This is a genomic window from Streptomyces sp. NPDC045021 (assembly GCF_056432645.1).
On the sequence record NZ_JBWKIQ010000010.1, the window covers coordinates 211,606 to 232,012 of the forward strand.

A 20,407-nucleotide genomic window follows, 5' to 3' on the forward strand; every position below is an offset into this window, starting at 1 on the left:
AGGGCCTGGTCATGAGGGGATTGTTACGGTCAGGCGCGGTTCCACCGTTGGTTGCCGGCATTGTTGCATGTCCAGATCTGGAGGAAGACGCCATTGGCCGTGGCGTTGCCGGGTACGTCCAGGCACTTGTTCGCGCTGAGGGCGGTGATGCTCCCGTCGGTGCCGAAGCGCCATTTCTGGTTGTTCTGGCCGTTGCAGTCCCAAATGATCACGCTGGTACCGTCGGCGGTGCCGTTGTTGTTCACGTCGAGGCACTTGTTTCCGTAGAGTCGCAGTTCACCGGCTGCTGTGGAGGTCCACTGCTGGTTGATCTGACCGTGGCAGTCCCAAATCTCCACCCGGGTTCCGTTCGTCTGGGAGGCTCCGGCGGCATCGAGGCACTTTCCCGATCCCACGCCCTGGATCATGGACACGGGGTTGGGCGTTCCGCCGCTGGTCCGGAACACGACGGTGCCATGGGACGGCACGTTCGCCGAGATGGCTCCGGTGGTTGAGGTGACGGCGTTCGTCCAGGCCTCACGCAGGCTGAAGGAGTTGCCGGACAGGCCGATCGCCGAGGCGGTGGTGCTGATCGTCGTCGTACTGCCGCCCTGGTTGAACAGCGCAACCGCGACGTCGCCGTTGCTCAGGCGTTTGGCCAAGACACGGCGGGTGCCGTCGTTGCTGATCTGGGTGGCCTGGAGGCCGAGCGGGTCCTGGCTGATGGCGATCAGGTTCTGGTTCTTCATGATCGTGGCGGTCGCGGCGTCCATGTTCCGCATGTCGTTGCCCGCGATCAGTGGAGCGGCCATGATCGCCCAGAGGGCGAAGTGGCTGCGCATCTCGGTGTCGGTCATGCCGCCCCGGCCGACCACCATCATGTCGGGGTCGTTGAACTGCCCCGGCTTGGCGTAGCCCGACAAGGGCGCGTTGACGTTGACGATGTTCTGGATGCCCATCGGGTAGCCGTTGGTCTGACCGGAGTTCCAGACGTTGGTGATGTCCTCGGTCGTGCGCCAGATATTGGCGACGTCGCCCCAGTTCCGCTGCGGGCCGGTCTTCTCGTGGATGCTGTTGGAGTTGATGCTGTAGAGGATCGGCCGACCGGTGGCCGCCAGGGCGTCGCGCATCTTCCCGAATGTGCGGACCTGGTCGTCGATGGTGCCGGTCGGGGAGCACCAGTCGTACTTGAGATAGTCGACGCCCCAGGCGGCGAACTGCCGGGCGTCCTGGACCTCGTGGCTGAGACTGCCGGTGGCGCCCGGATAGGAGCCGAAGTACTGGGCGCAGGTACGGTCCAGGGGTGCTTGGTAGAGGCCGAACTTCAGGCCCCGGGTGTGCAGGTAGTCGCCGAGCGCCTTCATGCCGTTCGGGAATCTCGACGGATTGGCCTGCAGGTTGCCTGCGGAGTCACGGGTCGGGTTGAACCAGCAGTCGTCGACGACGACGTACTCATATCCGAGGTCGCGCATGCCGGAGCTGACCATCGCGTCGGCAGTCTGACGGATCAGCGCCTCGCTGATGTTGCAGCCGAAGGTGTTCCAACTGTTCCACCCCATCGGCGGGGTGCGGGCTACGCCGTTGTCGAGCGCCTGAGCCTGAGGGGCCGGGGTCAGCGGCACGGCCAGGGCCAGGGCCACCGTGGTCAGTAGCGTGCGGATTCGTTTCCTGCTCATGGGGATCGCTCCTCAGCGAATCGATGACCGGGTTCATGGGGGTGGGCCGGGCACCCCCATGAACCCGGTGCTCAGGGCCTAGGCGGCCGTCGGGGTGGCCGCGCTGCGGTTGGCGATGGAGCCGAAGGGCGTCCTGCTTGCGGTGCCCGGGGCGGGGTGTCGTGACATGGTGCGGCTCATGTCACCGGAAGGAGGCCTCGCCGATGAAGAGGCCATCGGTGGCCGAGGCCGTCTCGACGGAGAAGGACGTAGAAGGAGGCGTTGGCCGGCGTCCCGGTCCAGGAGACGGTCGCGTGGCCGGGCTCGGCCTTCCGCCGAGCCCGGCACGCCGGCCCCGCACCGGAGCCGGATCCGTGGCGCGCCGTTAGCGCTGCAGTGTCAGCAGACCCGGCCGCCACGGCAGTTGGTCGTAGGGGCCGCTCGCGGTGGGCGACTTGCCCTGGTAGAGGAGTTGCAGGTTGCAGGGGTCGATGGTCATGGTCTGGTCGGGGTTGTTGCGGACCAGGTCACCGTGGCTGATGTCGTTGGTCCAGGTGGCGCCGCTGTTGGCCTTGCCCGCGAAGGGGTTGCTCTCGGTGGCGGCCTGCGGAGTCCAGGAACCGTTCAGGCTGGTGGCTGTGAACGAGCGGAAGTAGCGCTGCTCACTGGCACCCCGCGCCTCAACGATCATGAGGTACTGGTTCTGGCCCTGGACCTTGTAGACCTGCGGCGCCTCGAACAGGTTCTTCACCGTGTCGCTCATGACCGTCGTGTACGACGAGCCGAAGTTGCCGGGGAAGTTCCCGATCGGCATGCTCGCCCGGTAGATGCTGCCGTTGTCACCGGCGAAGAACAGGTACATGTTCTGGTCGTCGGCGATCAGCGTCTGATCGATCGGGGCGGCGCCCGGGATGCCGCCGGTGAACAGCGGCTGCGGCGCGGACCAGCCGTTGGGGTTGGTGGGATCACTCGAGGTGCGGTAGATGAAGGGCCACGCACCCCACTGGTACGCCAGCACCCAGATGTTCTTGGGCGCGAAGTAGAACAGCGTGGGCGCCACCGTGGACTGGCTCATCCCGTTCTGGCCGGCCGACGCCATGTCCGACCAGTTCGTGAAAGGACTGAACGCCATCGAGCCGTACGACGAACCCGACACGTTCGACGCGTAGACCACGTGCTTGCCGTTGTACACCACATTGGTGAAGTCCTTCAGTGAGACCCACCCGTTCGCCGGCTGCGCCAACGCACCAGTCGACGACCACCGGTACGTCGACGGAAGAGCACACGGGCCGGGGTTGCCGCCGCCGACCTTGACGAGCTGCCACTGCTGGTTGGCGCCACCCCAGTCGTCGTACTGCACGATGTTCGCGTTGTCGGCGGTGGAGGCGCCTTGTACTTCGAGTGCCTTGTTGCTGTTACGCGAGATGAACCTCACGTAGCCATCCGAGCTGTCGGCCAGCCGCCACTGCTGGTTGGTGCCGTTCAGGTCGGTCCACTGGACGATCGAGCCGCCGTTGGCGGTGGACCGGTTGTAGACGTCCAGCACCTTGCCGGAGAGGCGGGACTTGATGCGGTAGTAACCGCCGCCGGAGTCGACGAACTGCCACTGCTGCTGGTTCTGATCGTTCCTGGTCCACTGGGTGACGCGCGCGCCGTCATTGGTCGCCAGGTTGTAGTCGTCCAGGGCCTTGCCGCTGTTGCGGTTGACCAGCACATACGAGGCGTTGGTGTCGATGGTCGCGGCGCTGGCGGGCTGGACACTGAGGAAAGTGACCAGGAGCAGCAAGGGCGAAAGGACAGCGAGCAGGCGTCTCAGGTGGGTCAGGGACGGATGGCGAAACCACATCAGAAGAACTCCTTCGGGGGGCGGGGGTGGGGTGACCCCAACGAACCGCGGTTCGGCCGCGCTGGGGGGTCGGGGACGGGATAGGTGTCAAGGCGGCCGCACATGCCGAAGAGCTGGTGCTCCGGGCACTCCAGCCGGAGCACTTCGCCGTGGCCGAGGTGCGAGAGGTCGCCGGCCTTCAGCCGTTCCAGCTGACGGCCGGTCGTGACGGCTGCGGCCAGGGGGCCGTCACGCCAGCGGATCCACCAGGCGTCCAGGAGCTCACGTTTCAGCCGATGGGCCGCGGTGTGGAACTCCCGCAGCCCGCCGTTGCGCAAGGCCAGGAAGCCTTCGAGTGCCAGGTCGCGGCGGCGGCGCGCTGCCGCGGCCTGGTCGCCGGTCAGGGCGGCCGCCGCCTGGTAGGCGTGGGGATCGGCCAGCACAGCGGCGGGGAAGGTGAAGACGGCGTCGCCCGCCTCGGGCAGTCCGCTGTTCTGCATGAGCACCACGAGGCGCAGGCCGCCGTCGTTGACGAGGCGGTGGATCGTGCCAGGGGTGAACCAGACGACGTCGCCGGGGTGCAGGGGGGTGTCGGCGAAACCGGAGGTGGTGAGGGTCTGGACGCTGCCCGCGCCGCCGATGACGACGTAGGCTTCGGAGCAGACCAGGTGCATGTGGGGTGTGCCGCCGCACAGCCCGTCAGCGGCCTCCCAGTCGTACACGGTCAGCCCGGAGATCCCCACGCCGCCGGGGAGCGGAGTCACCTGATACCTCCGAGGATGCCCCGGCCTTCAGGCCGGGGAGGAATCGGACTCCTGGGGAGCAGGGCCGGAAACGCCGTTCCGCCTCCGGGCGGAACGGCACTGTCAGTGGCCGCCGGTAGGTTGATCGCATGACGGCACCGGAGATGGCCGAGGGGTCCGCGCACGCGCGGTACACCTACCGGCTGCGTGTGTCGTCGACGGCCCGCACGGCACTGACGGGCGAGTGGGACCGGTGCCGGTGGGTGTGGAACGAGTCCTGCGCGAAGTCGAAGCAGACGCACCTCGCGAACAAGAACCGCCCCGAAGGAACGGGCAAGCGGACCTGCGGCCCCGCGCAGCTCGACAAGATGCTGACCGAAGCCCGCAAGGCGAACACGTGGCTGCGTGAGGGCTCCAGCGTTCCGCAGCAGCAGTTGATCCGGGACTTCGGGAAGTCCCGCGCCAAGGCGCAGATGGACATCAAGGACCGGCTGCCGATGCGTCAGCGGTCCGGGATGCCGAAGTACAAGAAGAAGCGGGAAGCCCGGCCGTCCCTCAACTACACCAAGCACGGCTTCCGGTTGAAGGACGGGAAACTGCACCTGGCCGGCGGGATCGTGCTGACGGTCGTGTGGTCGAGGGAACTCCCGGCCGCTCCGTCCAGCGTGCGTGTCTATCAGGACGGCACGGGAGCCTGGTACGCGTCCTTCGTCGTCTGCGCCGGGATCGAGCCGCTGCCGGAGACCGGCCGTGTGATCGGTATCGACTGGGGCGTGCGCGAGACCGCGACCACCACATCCGACGCCCACGACCTCCCCCACGCCCAGCACGGGCGCACGGCCGCGACCAAGCTCGCTCGCTACCAGCGGATGATGACCCGGCGTAAGCCCCCGAAGGGCAAGCCCGCATCGAAGGGCTACCAGGCGGCGAAGAAGCTGACGGCGAAGCTCCACAAGAAGGTCGCCCGGCAACGCCAGGACACCGGCCGCAAGTGGGCCAAGTCCGTGGTCCGCGACCACGACGCCCTCGCGGTGGAGGACTTCCGTCCGAAGTTCCTCGCGAAGTCCACCATGGCCCGCAAGGCGGCCGACGCGGCGATCTCCGCGACGAAGACGGCCCTGATCGAGATAGGCCGCAAGCACGGCCGGACCGTGCACCTTGTCCACTCCGCGCACACCACGATGGACTGCGCGCAGTGCGGAGCGAGAACCAAGCACGCACTACCTCTTTCGATGCGAACGTATGCCTGCACCGTGTGCGGAGCCGTGTCCTCCAGGGACAAGAACTCCGCATACGTGATGCTGGTCCGGGCTGGTCTCAACCCGGCTAGTGCTGATCGTGGAAGACCTGACCAGGCGCTGCCTGGCCTGGCAGCGTGAGCTAGAAATCCCCAATCAGCCCTGGAGAGTGAGGAATCGCCTCCCTTCAGGGAGGGGAGGATTCAACACGGGTGTTCCGCGATATGGCGGGACAGCCGCCCGGGGGCCCAGGCGCCGTTAGCCACGACGATCCGGTAGCGGCGCGACAGGGTGTCGCCCGGGGCCAGCGGCAGTTCCTTGTCGAACGCCAGAGACGGGTTGACGGCGGGGATGGGCTCGCTGCGGACGAACCAGTGGCAGGGGGCGTCGGGATCGTCCAGGAACAGGAGCGTGGAGGAGCGGTCGACCTCGTCGTGGGTGCCGATGAAGGCCAGCCAGTCGCCCTGTTCGCCCATCGCGGGGCCGATCACGTCGCCGCCGGTGAAGTCGCGCGGGCCGCGCCAGAACAGGCCGGAGTATCCGGCGAGCTTCCTGCCCTGTGTGCCGGGGCTACCGAACATCAGATCGGTGTCGAGGACGTTGGTCAGCGCGGTGGTGACCTCCAGGGTCCAGGAGTCGGCCTCGACGTCGCGTGCGGTCAGCGTGCGGCGCTCGTCGATCCAGTGCTCCCCCGCCATCGTGTGCCAGGCCAGGTCCTCGGTGATCACGGCGCGGCCGTGGCCCGTTGCGGCGGACAGGGTGAGGCTGCGCATCGTGCCGAGGTTCGGCAGGTCCACGTAGCCCTGGCCGCGCAGGTAGGTGCCGCCGCCCCAGAAGTTCTGCCCCGACACCCATGACGCCGTGATCTGGACGCCCTTGTGCCAGCGGTGGTCGTGCGGCCGGTACCCGGTGACCACGTCGCCGGCGAGCGTGCGCACCGGATGCAGGTAGGGCTTCGGTGCCTCGAAGGGGACCATGACCGGCTGGTGTACGTACCGGAAGAGGTCGACGTCGCGGGCTCGGACGGTCAGCGAGTCCTCGTTCTCGAGGAGTTCGAACGTCATCGGAACACCTCCGGGTGCCCTCCGTTGAGCGAGCCGTAGAACGGGTCGGCCGCGTCGATCTCCCCGCGCCGGACCGGCAGGCCGGTGATCGCGGCCTTGTACAAGGCGGTGACCAGTTCCATGGTGGGCCTGCCGAGGTCGGGCCGGATGCCCGCGTCGTAGCCGTCCAGGAAGGCCGCGAGCTGGGCGGTGTGCGAGCTGGGCAGGTCGTCCGGCGGCTCCCACTTCACGCCGGACGACCTGGTCGTGAACGTCCAGTCCGCGTTGGAGTAGCCGTAGAGATGCCGCAGCTCGACCGTGGCGTCGGTGAGATCGAACCGCAGGTAGCTCTCCTCGCGTGGGGACAGGACGCTGTTGAGGACCGTCGCGATGGCTCCGTTGTCGAACCGGACCAGGGCCGCGGACACGTCCTCGGTCTGGACGTCGCGCTCGAGGCGGCCGGCCATCGCGCGTACCTCGGCCCATTCGCCGAGTACCGCGAGCATCAGGTCCATCTGGTGGATGCCGTGGCCCAGCGTCGGGCCGCCGCCCTCGCTCTCCCAGGTGCCGCGCCAGGGCACGTCGTAGTAGGCGTCGTCGCGGTGCCACGCCGTGACGCACTGCGCGACCAGCGGACGGCCCAGCGTCCCGGCCGCGATCTGGTCGCGCAGGTTCCGGACCCCCGAGCCGTACCGGTGCTGGAACACCGCGCCTGCGAGGGCGGGCCCCTCTGCGGCACGGATCCGGTCGAGCTCCGCCAGCGACAGCGCCACCGGTTTCTCGCACCACACCCACGCCTGCGACTCCAGGCAGGCCACGGCCTGGTCGGCGTGCAGGAACGGAGGCGTGCACAGGTGCACGAGGTCCGGTCGCTGTTCCTCGAGCATCGTGCGCAGGTCGGTGTAGACCGCGGGAATGCCGTGTTCGGCCGCGAACGCCTCGGCGCGCGTGGCGTCCACGTCGACGGCTGCCACGATCACGGCCCGGTGCGCCTGGGCCCGGAGGGCGGGAACGTGGCAGATGCCCGCGATCCCGCCCGTTCCGACGATCGCCGTTCTGATCATCCGCCCAGCACCTTCTTGATCGAGTAGTAGGCGGGCTTGGGCAGCAGGTTCTCGTCGTAGGGCAGTGCTGCGCCCTCACCGGGGAAGACCGCGGGGATCCACGAGTACTTGTCGGTGTAGTCCCAGATGGTGACGCCGACGCACTTCTTGACCGCCAGGCAGGCCTTGACGTAGTCGGCGTACCAGGTGGCCTGGGTGGCGAGCTTGTCCGGGGTGGCGGGCAGGTTCATCCGGATGTCGAGCTCGGTGACCGCGACCTCGACCCCGAGGTCGGCGAAGCGCTGCATGTTCTGCTGGACGTCGGCGGGGAATCCGTACTGGAGCGCCAGATGGCCCTGGATGCCGAGGCCCTCCACCGGGACACCGTCGGCCTTCAACTGCTTGATCAGGGTGTAGTAGGCGTCGCTCTTGGGGCCGATCCCGTCGATGTTGTAGTCGTTGAGGTACAGCTTGGCGTGCCGGTCGGTCTCGTGGGCCCAGCGCAGGGCGTCGGCGATGTAGCCGGGGCCGAGCGTCTTGTAGAAGAGCGTCTCGCGGTAGGTGCCGTCCTCGTTGAAGGCCTCGTTGACGACATCCCAGTGGATCACCTGGCCCTTGAAGTGCCGGACCTCGGTCTGGATGTGGTTCTTGAGGATGGCGCGCAGCTCGTCGGCGGTCCAGGTGCCCTCGGTGAGCCAGGCGGGGAGCTGGTTGTGCCAGATGAGGGTGTGGCCGCGGACCTTCTGGTGGTGGGCCTTGGCGAACGCGACGACCTGGTCGGCGGCGGTGAAGTCGAAGACGCCGCGCTCGGGCTCGGTGGCGTACCACTTCATGGCGTTGCCCGGGGTGGTCTGCCCGAATTCGCTGCCGAGGAGCTTGAGGTAGGAGGCGTCGGTGAACTCGGGGTTGTCGGTGGCGGAGCCGAAGTACTTGTGGTGCTTCTCGGCCAGTTCGCCGAGCGTCCTGGGACGGTGCTCGGCGGCGGCGGGCGCGGCGGCGAGTCCGGCCGCGAGGCAGACGGCGGCCGACAGGGCGGCAAGTATTCGGGTCATGGACATGCCGGTCTCCTCGGGTGCTGGGCTGGTCAGTCGAGGACGATCGTGGTCAGCGCGCGCGGGGCGAGCGTCGCCGTGAGGGTCGTGCCGTGCGTGGAGACGATGTCGGCCGGGGTGACCGAGCGGGTCTCGTCGGTGACGTAGCCGTCGGGGTGCCGGTCATGCCCGCCGCGAAGCGAGAACTCGGCGGAGCTCTCGGTGGCCGCGGTATTGAGGATCTCGATCACGCGGCTGCCGTCGGCGTTACGGAAGGCGGTGACCCGCAGTGCCGGGTCGGCGTCCGTGACCGGCACGCGGACGGCGCCGGGGCGGATGAACCGGCTGAAGGCGGCCAGTGCCCAGAACCGCTTGGACACCCGGTAGTCGTCACCGGGGTTGGCGAGCTGGATGAGCCCCCGGGTCGCGCCGAGGGACGCGCCGGTCCAGTAGACATAGGCACTGGCGTTGCCGACGGTCAGGGTGTTCTGGATGTCGGCCGCGACGGTGAGACCGTCGTAGCCGCTGCCGTCGTCCCAGTGCTCGTCCCACGTGGAGCCGTCCGGCGACCATTCCGACATCCACACGTGTTTGTCGGTCGGCTGCGGGACCTGGGCCGGACCGCTGTAGCGGTGGCCGGTGATGGTCCGCACGGCCTTGTCGGCCGCGGGGTCCGCCTCGATGGCCTCGGTGTAGGCGGCCTGCCGGTCCCAGCCCGCGGCGTCGCAGCAGACCACTCCGGTCTTCAGTCCGGACGCGCGGACGGTGGGCCCGAGCACCTTGAGGAAGTCGACGGCCTGCTGCGGTGTGAACCGCATCGAGGCGTAGGTCGCCGTCCAGTCGGGTTCGTTGGTGAATCCCAGGTCGGTGATCCTGATGCCTTCCTGCCGGTAGAACTTCGCGTACTGGACGAGGTAGTTCGCGTAGGACTGACGCCATTCGGGCCGAAGCTCGCCACCGTTGTTCTCGCTTCCGTTGGTCTTCATGAAGGCCGGGGCGCTCCAGGCGTCGGCGAAGAACCGTTTGACGCCGTAGGCCTTGGCCTCCTTTGCGAGCCAGACCTGGCCGCCGTCCCAGCCGTCCCAGACGTACTTCGGCGTAGCGTCCGGCCCGCCGGGATCGGCCGGCAGGATCGTCGGCATGTGGTCGTAGACCGTGTCGGTCGACGACCCGATGCCCAGGCGCAGGATCGAAAGGCCCGCGCCCTTGTCCTGACTGAGCAACAGGTCGAGCACCTCGCGCTGCTTGGCCGGGCTGAGGCCGCGCGCGCCGTGCAGCAGGTCGGCCCGCTGGAAGGCCATCGAGAAGCCGAATCCGTCGATGGGCTGGAGCGCGGCGCTGAAGTCGATGCCGGGTCGCGCGGGGGCGGCCACGGCCTGGGATGTTAACGCTAACAAAAATACCGCTGTCAGTGCGGTCAGGCGTTTCACAACGTCTCCTCGGGGGTGGAGGTCACGCGGGACGGGTCAGCCCTTGGTGGCGCCCGCGGTGAGGCCGCCGATCAGCTGCCGCTCGGCGACGGCGTAGAAGGCGAGGGCGGGGACCATGGCGAGCACGATGTAGGCGAGGACGAGCGCGTAGTCGGTCGAGTACTGGCCCTGGAACTGCTGGACGCCGACCGGGATCGTCTGCCATTTCGGGTCGTTGAACACCAGCAGCGGCAGGAAGAAGTTGTTCCAGCTCGTGACGATCGCCAGCACTGAGACCGTCCCGAGCGCCGGACGCGCCATCGGCAGCAGGATCTTCCAGAAGAAGCGGAACTTGCCGCAGCCGTCCACGATGGCCGCCTCCTCGACCTCCGCCGGGATGGTCCGGAAGAAACCGCGCAGAATGATGATCGTCATCGGGAGCCCGAAGGCCGCCTGCGGGAGGATCACTCCGAGCGGGTTGTCGAGCAGGTCGAAGTTGCGCAGCAGCAGGAACAGCGGCAGGACGGCCACCGCGAACGGGAACATCAGCCCGATCGTGAACAGCGTGTAGAACAGCTCCCTGCCCCGGAAGGCGTAGCGGGCCAGCACGAACGCAGCCATCGCGGAGACCGCCACCGTGCAGCTCGCCGTGCCGATCGCGATGCCCGCGCTGTTGGCGATCTGCCGCCAGAACATGCCGTCGCCGAGAATGCCGGTGTAGTTGCCGGCCTTCCAGTGCTCCGGCAGCCCGAACGGGTTGGTCGTCAACTCGCCGGTGCTCTTGAACCCGGAGATCACCGCGTAGATCAGCGGCACGACGACGAACGCGCCGATCAGCCAGATCACCGCATGCAGCGACAGGCCGCGTGCCGTCCTGCGGGCGTTCATCGACCGCCTCCTGAGGTGATGGCCCCGCTCAGGTCACGGCGGAGCGCGTAACGCTGGTAGAAGAGGGAGAAGATCATGCAGATCATGAACATCACCACGCTGATCGCGCTGGCGTAGCCGACCTGGTAGCGCTTGAAGCCGAACTGGAACATCGAGATCGCCATCGTCTCGGAGGAGTGGTTGGGCCCGCCCGCGGTCATGACCCAGACGAGGTCGAAGAGTTGGATGGCCCCGATGATCGAAAGGAAGACGCTGATCCGGATGGTCGGGCCGAGCAGCGGCAGCGTCACGTGCCGGAAGCGCTGCCAGGCGCCGGCGCCGTCGATGGAGGCGGCCTCGAGGATCTCGCCCGGGATGCTCTGCAGCCCGGCGAGGTAGAGCATCATGTGGAAGCCGAAGTACTTCCAGACCATGACCACGAACAGGGTCGGCATGACCGTCGAGGGGTCGGCGAGCCACTTGCCCTGCAGCCCCTCCAGGCCGAGAGCGCCGGCGAGATGGTCGGCCATGCCGTCGCCGGGAAGGAAGATCATGGTGAAGAGGACCGCCGTGACCACCTCGGACAGGATGTACGGCGCGAAGAACAGCATCCGGTAGACGGCCCGGCCACGCAGCCTCTGGTTGAGCAGGACCGCGGTGAACAGCGCGAACGGCAGCTGCACCGTGATCGACAGGACGATCAGGTACAGCCCGCGCCCCAGATCACCGAGGAAGACCTGATCGTCGAACAGCTTGGTGTAGTTCTCGAAGCCGACGAAGTCGTCCATGGGGCCGATCCCGCCCCACTTGAAGAAGCCGGTGTAGACGGCGACGGCGATCGGGGCGAGGACGAAGACGAGGAAGAGGACCAGGGCCGGGACGAGGTACCAGGCGACCGACGCCCAGCTTCTCAGCCCGCGCAGGCGCGACCGGGCCGGGGCCGGCGGGCGCACCCGCACGGCGTCCCGCGTCCGCTCCTTGGTCGGGGTAGACACGGAGCTAGGCACCCTTCGCGGCCGCGGTGATCGACTTGGTGACCTGCTCGGGCGTCTTCTGGCCCGCGATGAGGTCGGCGACGCTGTCGTTGACCTCCTGGCCGACTGCCGGCGGGTAGGCCTGGTCGAGGAAGAGCTGGAAGCCAGTCGCCTTGACCAGGCTCTCGGCCACCACCTTCTTGTTGGGGTCGGTGAGTTGGCTCTCCGCGCCCTTGACCACCGGCAGGTAGCCGTTGGAGGCCAGCAGCTTGGACTCGTTCTGCAGAACGAAGAACTTCAGGAAGTCCAGGGCCTCCTTCGGGGCGCCCTTGCGCAGCGCGAAGCCGCCGCCACCGCCGAACACCTCGGTGGCCTGGCCGACTCCGCCGTCGACTGTCGGGAAGGGGAAGAATCCCAGGTCCGCTCCGAGGTCGGCGCCCGCGTCCTTCTGCACCGACGGTGCCCACTGCCCCATCAGCTCCATGGCGGCCTTGCCGTTGCCCATGGTCGCGGCCTGGCCGCCGGGGGTGGAGTAGCCGGCGCCGAGGAAGGCCATCTGGAACGGCTGGAGGTCGACCAACTCCTTGAGGTGGGTGCCCGCCTGGACGAAGCCGGCGCCGGTGAAGTCCTTGGTGGTCGCGGCCTGCTGCAGCGCGGGGAGGCCTGCGACGCGCATCGCGAGGTAGGCCCAGTAGTAGTGGCCTGGCCATTTCTCCTTGCCCGCGAGGGCGATCGGAGTGACGCCCGCCGCCTTGAGCTTCCTGACGTCTTCGAGGAACTCGGCCCAGGTGGCCGGTGGCGCGGTGATCCCGGCCTTGGCGAAGAGCTTCTTGTTGTACCAGAAGCCGACCATTCCGACGTCGTAGGGCACCGCGTAGGTCCGGCCCTCGAACTGATAGGCCTGCAGCGAGACCGGGGTGAGTTGTGACGACCAGCCGAACACGTCGGTGAGATCCTCGACCAGCCCCGCGTCGATCTGCTGCCGCAGCACGCCGCCGCCCCAGGTCTGGAAGACGTCGGGGAGCTTGCCCGACGAGGTGGTGGCGGTCAGCTTGGACTTGAACGCCTCGTTCTCCAACGAGGTGGCCTTGATCGTGATGTTCGGGTGGGCGGCCGTGAACGCCGAGGAGATCTGCGGGAAGAGGGACTTGCCCGGTTCCGTCGTGGCGATGTTCCACCACGCGAAGGTCACCTTGCCGTCGGCCGCCGGCTTGTCGGAGTCGTCACCGCCGCAGGCCGTGGCCAGCGGGACGGACAGTGCGGTCAGGGCCGAGAGCGCCAGGAAGCGTCGTCGGCTCGGGAAGGTACTGGCCATGGGACCTCCGGGGTGGGAATGTCGGATTCGCGCTCGAAATTGTTTCGAAATCCTCTCGAATTCAGTGCTGCCATAAACTAGGAACATGAGGCCTCTCGGTCAAGACCTGTCGTCGAATTTGGTCAACCCGTCGTCGATTTGTCCATGAACAGGACCTCGCCTCGGGCTTGACAGGCAGGTCGCGCCGACCGGAAACTCTTCGAAAGTTTGCGATACTTGTCGCCGGCCCAAGGCGTCCGCGCAGAGGAGAGAAGTTGAGCGAGCAGCGTCCGACCCTGGCCGTCATCGCCGCGGAGGCAGGGGTCTCCCAGGCCACCGTGTCCAAGGTGATCAACGGCCGCTCCGATGTCGCACCCTCCACACGCGAACGCATTGAGAGCCTGCTGCGGTCTCGCAACTACCTCCACCCCGGCCGGCAGGGCAGGGCCCGCAGGTCGGGCCTGGTCGACTTGATCATCGGCGGCCTGGACAGCGCGTGGGCGGTGGAGATACTGCGCGGCGTCGAGGCCGAGTGTGCCCAGCGCAGCGTCGGCACCGTCGTCTCGCTCGTCCCACCGGGCGAGGCCACGCCGTCGAGCTGGGCCGCGCTGCCGGTCCTGCACCACAGCGACGGCGTCATCCTCGTCACCGCCTCGGTCACCCACGCCCAGCGCGCCCAGGTCGAACAGGCCGGGGTGGCCCTGGTCGTCATCGATCCGATCGACCTGCCGGGCAACGGTGTGCCGAGCATCGGCGCGACCAACTGGGCGGGCGGCCTCGCCGCCACTGAGCACCTGCTCGAGTTGGGGCACCGCCGGATCGCCACGATCGGCGGGCGCAAGGAGATGCTCTGCAGCCAGGCCCGCATCGACGGGTACCGGGCCGCGCTGGAGCGGGCCGGGATCGAGGTCGACCGCGATCTGATCCGATTCGGCGACTTCCAGCACGAGGGCGGGTTCCAGCGTGCCCAGGAACTGCTCGCCCTCCCCGAGCCGCCGACCGCCATCTTCGCCGGCAGCGACCAGCAGGCGATGGGCGTCTACGAAGCGGCCCGGCAGGGCGGGCTGAGCATCCCGCAGGACCTGAGCGTGGTCGGCTTCGACGACCTGCCGATGTGCGAATGGCTGTCACCACCACTGACGACGGTGCGCCAGCCGCTGGAGGAGATGGGCCGACTCGCCGCCCGCACCCTGTTCCAGCTTCTGGAGGACCAGCCCCTGGTCAGCCCCCGGATGGAGCTCTCGACCGAGCTCAAGGTCCGGCTCTCCACCGCCCCGCCCCGTCCCTAGGAGAACCCCTTGACCGAGCCCTGGCGTGACCCCCTCCTGCCCGCGTCCGTGCGCGTCGCCGATCTGCTGAAACGGATGACGATGGAGGAGAAGGCGGGGCAACTCACCGGCTTCTGGGCGTTGCCCTCGAATCCGGGAACACCCGTCGCGCCGATGGAGGACGATTCAGGTGAGTCCGCGCCCGGCCTCGACGACATCGTCGCCCACGGACTCGGCCAGCTCACCCGGGTGTACGGCACCGCGCCGATCACCGCGGCAGCCGGGATGGAGCGGCTCGCCTCGCTCCAGCAGCAGGTGACCGCATCCGGACGGTTCGGGATCCCGGCGGTCGCTCACGAGGAATGCCTGACCGGGTTCATGACGTTCGGTGCGACGGTCTTCCCCGGGCCGCTGGCCTGGGGTGCGTCCTTCGATCCCGGGCTGGTGCGCCAGATGGCCGCCGCCATCGGCGCGGGGATGCGGCGGGTCGGCGTCCACCAAGGGCTGGCTCCGGTGCTCGACGTGGTCCGCGACTACCGGTGGGGCAGGACCGAAGAGTGCATAGGTGAGGATCCTTATCTCGTCGGAGCGATCGGCACCGCCTACGTGCAGGGCTTGGAAGGCTCCGGGATCGTGGCGACACTCAAGCACTTCGCCGGGTACTCGGCCTCGCGCGGCGGCCGGAACATGGCACCCGTCTCGTCGGGCCCGCGCGAGTTCGCCGACGTACTCGTCGAGCCGTTCGTACGGGCACTGCGCGAGGGAGGCGCCCGGTCGGTGATGAACAGCTACACCGATGTGGACGGCGTCCCGGTCGCCGCCGACGAACGACTGCTGACGGAGCTGCTCAGGGGCGAACTCGGTTTCAGCGGTGTCGTCGTCGCCGACTACTACGCCATCTCGTTCCTGGAGACCCGGCACGGTGTCACCGGATCGCGCGGCGCGGCCGGCGCACTGGCGCTGACCGCCGGAATCGACGTCGAGCTGCCCACGGCCCGCTGCTACGGCGAGCCGCTGACCGACCTCGTGCGGTCAGGAAGCGTATCCGAGGAGCTCATCGACCGGGCCGCGGAACGGGTCCTGCTGCAAAAGGCCGAACTCGGCCTGCTCGACCCCGACTGGGAACCCGTCAAGCCCGAGCCGGTCGACCTCGACCCGCCGGAAAACCGGGCACTGGCCAGGCTCCTGGCCGAACGGTCCACCGTGCTGCTCGCCAACGACGGCACACTGCCGCTGCAGCCGTGCCGGGTCGCGATCAGCGGGCCGTACGCCGACGACCCTCAGTCCTTCCTCGGCTGCTACTCCTTCCCCAACCACGTCGCGCTGCCCGGCGACCTCGGGGTGGAGATCCCGACGCTCGGCGAAGCGCTCACCGCTGCCGGGTTCACGGTCACCGTGGACGATCCGGACGTGAACGTGCTGCTGCTCGGGGACCGGGCCGGGATGTTCGGCCGCGGCACCTCCGGGGAGGGCTGCGACGCCGAGACCCTCGACCTGCCCGGCGACCAGGCCGCCCTCGCCTCCGCCGTCCTGGACTCCGGGGTGCCGACCATCCTGGTCGTCGTCTCCGGACGGCCCTACGCGCTCGGCTCGCTGGCCGAGCGGGCCTCGGCCGTGGTGCAGGCCTTCTTCCCCGGCGAAGAGGGCGGGACGGCGCTGGCCCGGATCATCCGCGGAGCCGCGGAACCGTCCGGGAGGCTGCCCGTCTCCATCCCCCGCCAGGTGGGCGGCCAGCCCGGCACCTACCTGCACGCCAGGCTCGGCGGCCACACCGACTGGAGTTCGGTGGACCCGACTCCGCTGTTCCCCTTCGGACACGGACTGAGCTGGACCAGCTTCACTCACTCGGAGCTCTCGGTGGATCCCGTCACCGCGACGGACGGGGCCGTCGCCGTTTCGGTCACCGTACGCAACATCGGCGAAGTGGCCGGGACCGAGGTGGTCCAGCTGTACCTCTCGGACCCTGTGGCGTCCGTCGTCCGGCCGCAGCGGTGGCTCGCCGGATTCGGCAGGGTCGAGCTGCAGCCGGGCGCGGCCGCCCGGATCACCTTCTCCGTCCATGCCGACCGGACCGCTTTCACCGGTCTCGATCTGCGCAGAAGAGTGGAGCCCGGGGAGATCGGCGTGGCCGTCGGACGGTCCAGCGGCGACCTCCCGCTCCAGGGCTCCTTCACTCTGGAAGGACCCATACGTCACCCGGCGGGCGACCGGGTGCTGTCCGTACCGGTCGAGATCGTCCCGGTCCCATGACCACACGGTTCGGTGATCCCGTCCTGCCCGGGTTCCGGCCCGACCCGTCCGTCTGCCGAGTGGGAGCGGACTACTACCTGGTGACGTCCAGCTTCGAATGGTTCCCGGGCCTTCCCGTGTTCCACAGCCGCGATCTCGTGAACTGGCGGCGCCTCGGCTCCGCACTCGACCGCGCGTCTCAGCTCGACCTCGATGGGTGCGAGCCCTCACGCGGCCTGTTCGCACCGACGATCCGGCACGATGACGGCGTCTTCCATCTCGTCTGCACGCTGATGGACGGCCCCGGCCATTTCGTCGTCACGGCGACCGACCCGGCGGGGCCGTGGTCGGAACCGCACTGGCTGGACGGCGAGGGCTTCGACCCGTCGCTGTTCTTCGACGACGACGGCCGGGCCTGGTTCACCGCCGCACGAGTCGTGGACGAAGCCGCGGGCCACACCGAGATCTGGATGCGCGAATACCTGCCCCGCGAACGACGGCTCACCGGCCCCGAGCACGTCCTGTGGCCGGGAAGCCACCCGGGCGCCCGATGGTCGGAAGCCCCGCACCTCTACAAGATCGACGGCAGCTATCTCCTGATCACCGCCGAGGGCGGCACCGACGTGGACCACAGCGTGGTGGCCGCCCGCGCCGAGCGCGTGACCGGCCCCTACAGCGGCGCCCCCGGCAACCCGGTGCTACCACCGGCCGGGGGACCGGTCACCTGCACCGGGCACGCCGACCTCGTCCAAACCCCGTACGGCGACTGGCGGGCCGTCCTCCTGGGCGTCCGCCCGGGCTCCGCCCTCGGCCGTGAGACCTTCCTCAGCCGGATCAACTGGGACGACGGCTGGCCGGTCTTCTCCCCCGTCAACCACACCGACCTCCGCCGCCCGCTGCACGACGACTTCACCGTCCTCTCCCCCGACTGGAGCGCCCTCCGCACCCCGCGCGCGAAGTTCTGGACCACCGGCGACGGGCTCCGCCTCCGGCTCCGGCCGGAACGCCTCGGCGAACGCACCGCCCCGTCCCTCCTGGCCCGCCCCCAGGAACAGCCCGCCTGCGACGTCTCCACCGAACTGCACTTCACCCCCGCCGCACCGGACGAACAGGCAGGCCTCGCCGTAGTCCTCGACGACGACACCCACCTCCTCTTCCTCCGCACCACGCAAGGGCTCAGCCTCCTGCACGGGCCCGAGGTCCTGGCCGGCATTCGCGTCCCCGCAGGCCCCATTCGCCTGGGGGTCCGCATCCGCGGCTTCAGCCACACCTTCGCCCACGCGGCACCCGACGGCGCCTGGCAGGACCTGGCCACCGTCGAAGCCACCTTCCTCACCCCGCTGTTCACCAGCATCCAGCTCGGCCTCTACGCCACCTCCAACGGCCGCCCCTCCAGCACCCAAGCCCACTTCTCGTGGTTCGACATCACGTACCCAAGCCGTCAGGAACCGCCTGGACACCAGTAGTGCTCTGTCGGCCGAGGCCGCTGGTTTCTCGCCGGGCAGGACGGTTCGCTGGAAGTGCGCCACCGCGACCGCGGCTTGAGCGACGGCGATGCCGTTGGTGCAACGTTCGCCGAGGTCCTCGCCGGCAGCAGTCCCGAGGACCGTCCATCTGCGCGGGCCGGATACGGATTGCACATGAAGTTACGCTCCCCGTCAACGGGTGGCCGCCCTGGCGCAACGGATATCGGCGTCCCCGAGATGTGAACTGAAGGAAATACTCCTTTATGGCGGGATCTCTCCTCAGGGGCCGCCCTTCAGATCCAGCGCCCACTTGCCGGCGCCCACATCTGTGCCCGGCCCGGGTTCCTCTCTGCTTTTGTCCGAAAGTGAATGTGGTGGATGTCCAGAAGCCGGCACAAGACGGCAGGTGACATCACGTGATCTACCGATTTTGCCTGTTCAATAACAGCCCCGTTCAGGTGATCCTCATCGAAAACTTTCGATGACCTTTGTGTATCCGAATGCCACTAACGAGCTTCCTCGAAGGAAGCATTATCGAAATCCTTTCGAAACTCTTGACATGTTTCGGCAAGGTTTCCACACTGAGTTCCGAGGTGGTATCGCACGTCCGCCCGAGTTCCGAGTGCCGCCCTTGGATAGTTGCGCCCTGGTGGTGAACGTCCTTTGTCAATGGACGCGGGCGTCGCTGACGCGGATTTATGCTGCCGCGCTCCAATCCTTCCGTGATTTCCATCCTGGAGGCTCAGCCATGCGCTTAAATGCCATTCCCCCACCCACGGTCCACCGGAAGATCGCCGGTCTGTGTACGGCCCTGGTCGTCGGTGTCCTCGGTGCGGCCGCCGTGCTGGTGGCGCCGCTGACCTCACACGCCGCCGACAGCACGCTCGGTGGCGCGGCGGCGCAGAGCGGCCGTTACTTCGGCACCGCCATCGCCTCGGGCAGGCTCAACGACTCGGCGTACACGACGATCGCGGGCCGCGAGTTCAACATGGTGACGCCCGAGAACGAGATGAAGATCGACGCCACCGAACCCCAGCAGGGCCAGTTCAACTTCACCGCTGGTGACCGCGTCTACAACTGGGCGGTGCAGAACGGCAAGCAGGTACGGGGTCACACCCTGGCCTGGCACTCCCAGCAGCCCGGCTGGATGCAGAACCTCAGCGGCAGCACGCTGCGCCAGGCGATGACCAACCACATCAACGGCGTGATGGCCCACTACAAGGGCAAGCTCGTCCAGTGGGACGTCGTGAACGAGGCCTTCGCCGACGGCAGCTCGGGGGCCCGGCGCGACTCCAACCTGCAGCGCACCGGCAACGACTGGATCGAGGTCGCCTTCCGCACGGCGCGCGCCGCCGACCCGGCCGCCAAGCTCTGCTACAACGACTACAACGTCGAGAACTGGACCTGGGCCAAAACCCAGGCCGTGTACGCCATGGTCCGAGACTTCAAGCAGCGCGGCGTGCCGATCGACTGCGTCGGCTTCCAGTCGCACTTCAACAACGACAGCCCCTACAACAGCAACTTCCGCACCACCCTGCAGAGCTTCGCCGCGCTCGGCGTCGATGTGGCCATCACCGAACTCGACATCCAGGGCGCCTCGGCCACGACCTACGCCAACGTGACCAACGACTGCCTGGCCGTCCCGCGCTGCCTCGGCATCACCGTCTGGGGTGTGCGCGACACCGACTCCTGGCGATCGGAGCAAACGCCGCTGCTGTTCAACGGCGACGGGAGCAAAAAGCCCGCCTACACCTCCGTCCTCAACGCACTCAACGCCGCCTCCCCCACACCCACTCAAACCCCCACTCCGACCTCTTCGCCCGGTTCTGGACAGATCAAGGGGGTCGGTTCAGGCCGCTGCCTGGACGTGCCCGGCGCCAGCACCACTGACGGCACCCAGCTCAACTTGTGGGACTGCAACAACCGCACCAACCAGCAGTGGACCTACACCACCGCAGGCGAGCTCAGGGTCTACGGCAACAAGTGTCTGGACGCCGCCGGCACCGGCAACGGCGCCAAAGTCCAGATCTACAGCTGCTGGGGTGGCGACAACCAGAAATGGCGCCTCAACTCCGACGGATCCATCGCCGGCGTCCAGTCCGGCCTCTGCCTGGATGCCGCCGCCAACGGCACCGCCAACGGCACCCTGATCCAGCTCTACTCCTGCTGGAACGGCAGCAACCAACACTGGACCCGCAGCTGATCTGCCACGGCGACAGCGTGAATCGATGAAGGGTGTGGTGGGGGGGGGCGGGCCACCCCCTGGGGTGCGGGCCCGCCCCCACCCAGCCCACGAACAAACAAAACCCCCCGGCCACAACCCCGGGGGGGGGGGGGGGGGGC

At 68.2% G+C, this 20,407-nt stretch carries 15 protein-coding genes; 5 read left to right on the plus strand and 10 right to left on the minus strand.

The features are described from left to right. Window positions 1-29: 29 nt before the first annotated feature. The 3 genes from AC07DC_RS28185 to AC07DC_RS28195 all read right to left on the minus strand — a co-directional run bounded on the left by AC07DC_RS28185 (window position 30) and on the right by AC07DC_RS28195 (window position 4,223). Window positions 30-1,655: a glycoside hydrolase family 27 protein gene (locus AC07DC_RS28185; RefSeq protein ID WP_478917287.1), complete on the minus strand. Its 1,626-nt coding sequence runs from the start codon at window positions 1,653-1,655 to the stop codon at window positions 30-32. Window positions 1,656-2,019: 364 nt separating this feature from the next. Beyond that, the gene (locus AC07DC_RS28190; protein ID WP_478917288.1) at window positions 2,020-3,480 is read right to left on the minus strand and encodes a non-reducing end alpha-L-arabinofuranosidase family hydrolase; all 1,461 of its coding nucleotides are present in this window, start codon (window positions 3,478-3,480) and stop codon (window positions 2,020-2,022) included. Next, window positions 3,480-4,223 (minus strand): cupin domain-containing protein, encoded by a 744-nt coding sequence (locus AC07DC_RS28195; RefSeq protein WP_478917289.1) that lies wholly within the window; start codon window positions 4,221-4,223, stop codon window positions 3,480-3,482. The genes AC07DC_RS28190 and AC07DC_RS28195 overlap by 1 nt, the downstream gene beginning before the upstream one ends. 128 nt (window positions 4,224-4,351) lie before the next feature. Here AC07DC_RS28195 and AC07DC_RS28200 point away from each other — a divergent pair, with 128 nt between their 5' ends. After that, on the plus strand, window positions 4,352-5,581 hold the full coding sequence (locus tag AC07DC_RS28200) for an RNA-guided endonuclease InsQ/TnpB family protein (RefSeq protein WP_478917290.1): 1,230 nt from the start codon (window positions 4,352-4,354) through the stop codon (window positions 5,579-5,581). A gap of 62 nt (window positions 5,582-5,643) precedes the next feature. Here AC07DC_RS28200 and AC07DC_RS28205 read toward each other — a convergent pair whose 3' ends face one another. The 7 genes from AC07DC_RS28205 to AC07DC_RS28235 all read right to left on the minus strand — a co-directional run bounded on the left by AC07DC_RS28205 (window position 5,644) and on the right by AC07DC_RS28235 (window position 13,122). Beyond that, the gene (locus tag AC07DC_RS28205) at window positions 5,644-6,504 is read right to left on the minus strand and encodes a DUF6807 domain-containing protein (protein ID WP_478917291.1); all 861 of its coding nucleotides are present in this window, start codon (window positions 6,502-6,504) and stop codon (window positions 5,644-5,646) included. Then, complete coding sequence (locus AC07DC_RS28210; protein ID WP_478917292.1) at window positions 6,501-7,547, minus strand: Gfo/Idh/MocA family protein; 1,047 nt, start codon at window positions 7,545-7,547, stop codon at window positions 6,501-6,503. The genes AC07DC_RS28205 and AC07DC_RS28210 overlap by 4 nt, the downstream gene beginning before the upstream one ends. Further along, window positions 7,544-8,578 carry a glycoside hydrolase family 10 protein gene (locus tag AC07DC_RS28215; RefSeq protein WP_478917293.1) on the minus strand — a complete coding sequence of 345 codons (1,035 nt, stop codon included), beginning with the start codon at window positions 8,576-8,578 and terminating at the stop codon, window positions 7,544-7,546. The genes AC07DC_RS28210 and AC07DC_RS28215 overlap by 4 nt, the downstream gene beginning before the upstream one ends. A gap of 32 nt (window positions 8,579-8,610) precedes the next feature. Next, complete coding sequence (locus AC07DC_RS28220) at window positions 8,611-9,930, minus strand: glycoside hydrolase family 30 protein (protein WP_478917294.1); 1,320 nt, start codon at window positions 9,928-9,930, stop codon at window positions 8,611-8,613. Between the two features lie 93 nt (window positions 9,931-10,023). Then, window positions 10,024-10,854, minus strand: coding sequence for a carbohydrate ABC transporter permease (locus AC07DC_RS28225; RefSeq protein ID WP_478917295.1), 831 nt, complete (start codon window positions 10,852-10,854; stop codon window positions 10,024-10,026). Continuing rightward, window positions 10,851-11,840, minus strand: coding sequence for a carbohydrate ABC transporter permease (locus tag AC07DC_RS28230; protein ID WP_478917296.1), 990 nt, complete (start codon window positions 11,838-11,840; stop codon window positions 10,851-10,853). The genes AC07DC_RS28225 and AC07DC_RS28230 overlap by 4 nt, the downstream gene beginning before the upstream one ends. Further along, window positions 11,833-13,122 carry an extracellular solute-binding protein gene (locus tag AC07DC_RS28235; protein ID WP_478917297.1) on the minus strand — a complete coding sequence of 430 codons (1,290 nt, stop codon included), beginning with the start codon at window positions 13,120-13,122 and terminating at the stop codon, window positions 11,833-11,835. Before AC07DC_RS28235 ends, AC07DC_RS28230 begins: the two co-directional genes overlap by 8 nt. A gap of 254 nt (window positions 13,123-13,376) precedes the next feature. On the opposite strand from AC07DC_RS28235, the gene AC07DC_RS28240 reads away from it, so the two are divergent. From AC07DC_RS28240 to AC07DC_RS28255, 4 genes are all read left to right on the plus strand, one after another. Next, window positions 13,377-14,390: a LacI family DNA-binding transcriptional regulator gene (locus AC07DC_RS28240; RefSeq protein ID WP_478917298.1), complete on the plus strand. Its 1,014-nt coding sequence runs from the start codon at window positions 13,377-13,379 to the stop codon at window positions 14,388-14,390. A gap of 9 nt (window positions 14,391-14,399) precedes the next feature. After that, the gene (locus AC07DC_RS28245) at window positions 14,400-16,619 is read left to right on the plus strand and encodes a glycoside hydrolase family 3 N-terminal domain-containing protein (RefSeq protein WP_478917299.1); all 2,220 of its coding nucleotides are present in this window, start codon (window positions 14,400-14,402) and stop codon (window positions 16,617-16,619) included. Next, window positions 16,616-18,064, plus strand: coding sequence for a glycoside hydrolase family 43 protein (locus tag AC07DC_RS28250; RefSeq protein ID WP_478917300.1), 1,449 nt, complete (start codon window positions 16,616-16,618; stop codon window positions 18,062-18,064). The genes AC07DC_RS28245 and AC07DC_RS28250 overlap by 4 nt, the downstream gene beginning before the upstream one ends. 748 nt (window positions 18,065-18,812) lie before the next feature. Then, window positions 18,813-20,267, plus strand: a complete 1,455-nt coding sequence (locus tag AC07DC_RS28255) for an endo-1,4-beta-xylanase (protein ID WP_478917301.1) — start codon at window positions 18,813-18,815, stop codon at window positions 20,265-20,267. Window positions 20,268-20,407 lie beyond the last annotated feature (140 nt).